Source organism: Niastella sp. (genome assembly GCF_045805085.1).
In the GTDB taxonomy this organism is placed as follows: Bacteria; Bacteroidota; Bacteroidia; order Chitinophagales; family Chitinophagaceae; genus Niastella.
This window is the reverse complement of sequence record NZ_JBJMLX010000067.1, coordinates 1-5,491: the sequence shown is the minus strand read 5'-3', so window position 1 is coordinate 5,491 and position 5,491 is coordinate 1. Positions and strand designations below refer to the sequence as shown.

6 protein-coding genes are annotated in these 5,491 nt (G+C 44.8%); 2 read left to right on the top strand and 4 right to left on the bottom strand.

Annotated features, from left to right (window positions below; all coding sequences use genetic code 11):
- Positions 1 to 929 (top strand): RagB/SusD family nutrient uptake outer membrane protein (locus tag ACJ751_RS03010; protein WP_407743893.1); only part of this gene is annotated, 929 nt, incomplete at its 5' end.
- Between the two features lie 8 nt (positions 930 to 937).
- On the opposite strand, the gene ACJ751_RS03005 is transcribed toward ACJ751_RS03010, so the two are convergent.
- A complete protein-coding gene (locus ACJ751_RS03005; RefSeq protein WP_407743892.1) occupies positions 938 to 1,273 on the bottom strand; it encodes a hypothetical protein in 336 nt (111 codons plus the stop codon).
- 385 nt (positions 1,274 to 1,658) lie between these two features.
- On the opposite strand from ACJ751_RS03005, the gene ACJ751_RS03000 reads away from it, so the two are divergent.
- On the top strand, positions 1,659 to 2,345 hold the full coding sequence (locus tag ACJ751_RS03000; RefSeq protein WP_407743891.1) for an alpha/beta fold hydrolase: 687 nt from the start codon (positions 1,659 to 1,661) through the stop codon (positions 2,343 to 2,345).
- A 68-nt stretch (positions 2,346 to 2,413) separates the two neighbouring features.
- Here ACJ751_RS03000 and ACJ751_RS02995 read toward each other — a convergent pair whose 3' ends face one another.
- The 3 genes from ACJ751_RS02995 to ACJ751_RS02985 form a co-directional block, all read right to left on the bottom strand.
- Complete coding sequence (locus ACJ751_RS02995) at positions 2,414 to 3,889, bottom strand: ATP-binding protein (protein ID WP_407743890.1); 1,476 nt, start codon at positions 3,887 to 3,889, stop codon at positions 2,414 to 2,416.
- A 6-nt stretch (positions 3,890 to 3,895) separates the two neighbouring features.
- A complete protein-coding gene (locus ACJ751_RS02990; protein ID WP_407743889.1) occupies positions 3,896 to 4,348 on the bottom strand; it encodes a response regulator in 453 nt (150 codons plus the stop codon).
- A gap of 18 nt (positions 4,349 to 4,366) precedes the next feature.
- A partial coding sequence (locus ACJ751_RS02985) for a sensor histidine kinase (protein WP_407743888.1) occupies positions 4,367 to 5,491 on the bottom strand: 1,125 nt, incomplete at its 5' end.

The following is a 5,491-nucleotide window of genomic DNA, read 5'->3' as shown; positions in this document are numbered from 1 at the left end:
TTACCTCCACCGACTATACCAAAAGCACCAACACGCGCAGAACGAATGCAGATGAAATATATGTTCAAATGATCGATGACCTTGCTAAAGCGCAGGACCTTTTAACCAATACCTATGCTACCACACCCGATTTCCCATCGGCCCGGGTGCGGGTGAACAGACAGGCGGTTAAAGCCTTGCAGGCGAGAATTTATTTGTATCGGGAACAATGGACCGAGGCCGCTGCCGCCGCAACGGAAGTGATCCAATCAGGCATTTATCAACTGGAGACTGATTTACAACAAACATTCCGGTATAATAGCCGGGAGGCCATTCTGCAATTTATGCCGGTGAGCAATGCTTTTAATACAGCAGAAGGAAGTTATTTTGTTCCGGTTGTTCCCAATGGCAGGCCCGTTATCACTTTGAGTGATTCGCTTTTAAAATATCTGGAGCCGGGTGACCTGCGGCAGGCATGGATAAGAACCGTGACGGTGAGCGGAAAACAATACAGATCACCATATAAATACAAACAAAACACAGCAACTTCTCCGCGGGAAGAATACAATATGGTGCTGCGGTTGGCAGAACAATATTGTATTCGCGCGGAGGCTCGTGCCCGGTTAGATCAACTGCCTGAAGCGGTCAGCGATCTGAATGCGATCAGGAAAAGAGCGGGGTTATCAGAACTGCCTACTATATCAACACAAAACCAGGTGTTGGCGGCTGTAGAACAGGAATGTCGTATTGAGTTCTTTGCTGAATGGGGCCACCGCTGGTTTGATCTCAAGCGTTGGCCGGCACGAGCTAATGACGGCAAAAAACGAATAGACGAGGTCATGAGCGCCTTACGCCCCGATACCTGGAAATCTACAGCTGCACTTTGGCCCATACCTGTTTTAGAGAGAACACGTAATCACGAATTGACTCAAAACCCAGGATACGAGTGATAAGCCGCTTAATTACGACGCAGGTCGCTGTAAATAGTAGCATATAACCAGGGAACTCCAATGCCATATTCAAATTCAACCAGATTCCCGTAAGGAATATGCGAAAATGAAAATCCGCCAAACATGCTACGCAATCTGTCCATCTCATAAAAGACGTCACAATATGTCCCTGTTGGGTTCGTGAGATCACAATCGGTGAACCAGATGAAAGGCGTATCCAGCGCATAAGACGAACTAAACGGTTGAATGAACGCGTTTGTTTTTGCATCGATACCCGCACTGTTATTAGCACTGGCAGCAGTAAACGCGCAGGCAAGAACGAACACTGCGATCACTTTTTTCATAACTGATCAGGTTTTTATGGTGTTAACAATAAGAGACAACGTATTGCTGCGTGATAGTAACTGAATGGAAGTATGTATCCGCTACTGATAGATAGGTAAATGGTACAAGAAGCCGGATATTTGTGCATCAGCATGTGTAGCGAATAAAAACCCCCAGACAGAATAACAGAACTCCCCATTAATATTAAACAACACACTTATAAATATGACAAAAAAAGCAACAAATTAGTGCACCCACATAAAAAGAACTCACAACATAAAACCCCTTGGCTAACAGTTGTTAACAGGTTATTCATGGCTAGCTTGTCTGTCTTATCACAGGTTATTATTATACACTTACACTTGCGATCTATTATCTATATTTGAAACTTATAATATCTCGACCATGCAACACCTCCTTTTACTACATGGCGCCTTAGGCAGCAAAGACCAGTTTCAATCACTCGTGCATTTATTGGAAGATACCTTCCAGGTACACACATTCAACTTACATGGTCATGGTGGGCAACCGCTTCCTGATACCTCATTCTCTATTGAATTATTCAGTGAACAGATTGCAAGATACATTCAAGATATGAATATTGAAAAGGCAAATGTCTTTGGTTATAGTATGGGAGGATATATTGCTATGTATTTAGCTAAACAAATGCCCGATACCATCAACAAAATAGTAACTCTCGCAACAAAATTTTATTGGGATGAGAAAACTGCGACGAAAGAAGTAGGGATGTTGGATGGTAAAATCATCCAGGAAAAACTACCAGCCTTTGCGGCACAATTACAACAACGTCATGTGCCCGTTGACTGGTTAACTATACTCGATAAAACCACTGAATTACTAATCAACTTAGGGAAAAACAACACACTACAATTAGCAGATTACACCAGTATTACTACACCCAGCCTGGTGCTCTTGGGCGACCGCGATAAAATGGTTACCCTTGAAGAAACGCTGGCAGTATATAAACAATTACCCAACGCCCAATTGGGCGTACTACCGGGTACCCCCCATATTTTTGAGCAGGTAAATTTGTCGCTTTTGGCGTACCTGATAAAAGGGTTCCTGAAATAAAAAAGCCGGTTATTCATGAGAATAACCGGCTTAAAAATCTTTACATCCTTATCCCATATATCCCAGTCCTACGCCACCTCCTTACTCATCTTAGGCACATGCACCTTTAAGGTACAACCTTTTCCCTTGGAGGAGATCACTTCCAGTTTGCCATCGAACAGTTCGATGCGGCTGAGGATGTTGCTGAGCCCCACTCCTCTTCTTCTTTCCTTAGGGTCAAAACCTTTGCCGTCGTCCTGGATCCGGAGGTCGATAAAGTTGTTCTTTTCAAACAGCTCGATGTTTACATGATGCGCCTGGGCATGTTTTATAATATTATTGAACTGCTCCTGCACAATACGGTACAGCGCCAGCTGCTGCTGCGAGGTGATATTACGCAACTGTTCTTTTTCATACAGAAATTTGATGGCGAAAGGATTTACCACCCTGATGTTTTCAATAAGGTCCTGCACGGAATCGACCAACCCGTTTTTATCCATGACCGGCGGCACCAGTGATTTGGAGATCTTCCTGATCTCATTAATGGCCAGCTGCAGGTTCTTGATACTGCGTTCCGCCAGTTCTTCCTGCAGGTCTTTTTCATGCAGGGAAGCTTCTACGTAAGCCTTTGTTACCGCCAATATCTGGTTGATGTTATCGTGCAGTTCCCGGCCAATCTCGGCCCGTTCGCGCTCCTGGCCTTCTATTGAGGCCCTTACCAGTTTGCGCTGACTTTCCAGCCGCTCGCGGGCAATTTGCGCTGAGTAATTGGCCAGCTGTTGTTCGGCTTTTACCTTTTCTGTTATATCCTGACAGGTGCCAATAAAACTGATCCCGGTCGCATCCTTGCGTTGAGAGCCCCTGGCCTCGATGCATTTTTCAATACCTGCCTGGCTGGTGATGCGGAACTGAACAACCTCCGTAGTGTCGGTGGCAACCGCCTTTTCCCGGGCCTCCAATATAACTGGCCTGTCATCAGGATGTACAAACTGCATAAAGATCTCAAAAGACAAACCGGAATCAATATCCCGATCGAGGATCCGGTACAACTCATCGGAGCAGGAGATCATTTCCCCATTTTCGCTTAATTCCCAGCTTCCTATTTTGGATATCCGCTGCGCTTCGGCCAGTTGTCGCTGGCTATTGCGCAGATTTTGTTCGGTCTCCATTTTCTCCCGCCGTTCATTGGCTTCCTTTAGGGCCCGCTTTATTTTGGGTATTACAGTAAACAGTTTGTCTTTTATGGAATAGTCGGTTACGCCATTCTTTATCAACTCCACCGCATTTTCTTCCCCAATGGTGCCCGACACTATTATAAAGGGCACATCCGGACAGATCTGCTGTTTGAGTTGAAAAGCAGAAATGCCATCAAACCCCGGCAATGAATAATCAGACAGAATAATATCGGGCGTAAGATCTTTCAATGCTTCAATGAACCCGTTTTTGGTGCCAACAATTCTTGGCTCAAAATCCAGGGCCCCTTTCTTTAATTCATACATCAGCAATTCCAGATCGTCTTCATCGTGTTCGAGGATCAGTAATTTAATTGTTTTCGCTGTTGCCATAACTTACTATTGATAGGGTTGATTTAATATTAACCAGTAAAGGCCCAGGGTACTTACGGCCTTTACGTATCTTTCAAATTCTACAGGTTTTACGATATAACTGTTTACGCCCAACGCGTAGCTTTCCATTATATCTTTTTCTTCTTTTGACGAGGTTAGCAACACAACCGGGATCATACAGGTACGTTTGTCTGATTTCAGCTTCCGGATCACTTCCAGTCCATCTACCTTGGGCATTTTCAGGTCCAGGATAATGAGCCGGGGCTGGTGGTCTGCATTGCGGCTAACATACGGCCCGGAACAAAAAACATACTGCAACAATTCTTCACCATCCTTTACGTGGATAAGGGAGTTCGACAACCCTTGTTTTGCCAGGGCCCGGATGGTTAGCTCGGCGTCGTCCGCATTGTCTTCACATAGTATAATATCAATTTTGCCATTGTTTACAGGTGAACTCATAGAAATAGGGGTTATAGGTTATAGGTCGTTATTGGTCCTTGGTAGTGAAAAATAAAAAATAGCGCCTTCGTCGAGCTTGCCATCCGCCCACACTTTTCCGCCATGTTTAACAATGATCCGTTGTACAATGGCCAGACCCACGCCGGTTCCTTCAAATTCATCATTGCCATGCAGCCGTTGAAATACGCCGAATAATTTATGCGCATACTGCATATCGAATCCTGCCCCATTGTCTTTCACAAAATAAACAAATTCATCATCCCTTTCTTCAGCGCCTAATTCAATAATGGGCGTTTCTTTTTTAGCTGAATATTTAATGGCATTGGAAATAAGGTTGATGTATACCTGCGACAAAAGCGCCGGATCGCCCTGGGTATTGGGTAAGGGATGTACTGTTATCTGGGTGTTGGCAGGTGCATTTTGCCTGAGATCTGCAATAATAGGTCTTACCATTTTATTAAAATCGATGGGTATCCGGGTAATTTCCTTCCGGCCCATACGACTGAATGACAGCAGGTCATCGATGAGAGTGCCCATTTTTGTGGCATTCTTCCTGATCACATTGAACATGCGTTTGGCCTCGTCGTTAAACGACTGGGCATGATCGTCCTGGATCATTTGCGCATAGCCATTGATGCTGCGCAGGGGCGCCCGCAGGTCGTGCGACACGGAATAGGAAAATGATTCCAGCTCTTTATTGGTCAGTTGCAGTTGGGCAATGTTCCTTTCTAGGTTTATATTCAATTGTTTTATTTCAAAATCGGCTTTCTTTTGCCGGGTAATGTCGCGGCCATTCGCAAACCATAAATTATGCTTATGTACAATGTTCCAGCTCACATACCGGTGTTCGCCGTTCTTTGTAAACATCAATACTTCAAAGGAGAACGAAGGCTGGTATAAGCAGGCCAGCTCTTTAATTTTCCCCTGCCCTTCTTCTGACAGATAATCCAGCAGGTTAGCATTCTTCATTTCCTGGGCTGTGTAACCCAACAGCGAAAAAGCGGCCTCATTCACTTCTTCAAACCGGAAGCTTTCGGCGTTTATAATGCAAATAAGATCGGCAGAGTTGTTGATGAGCAGGGCATAATTTTCAAGCGCCTGGTTCTTCTCTCTCAGTTCGCGTTGCTGACGGTGCAATTGTAA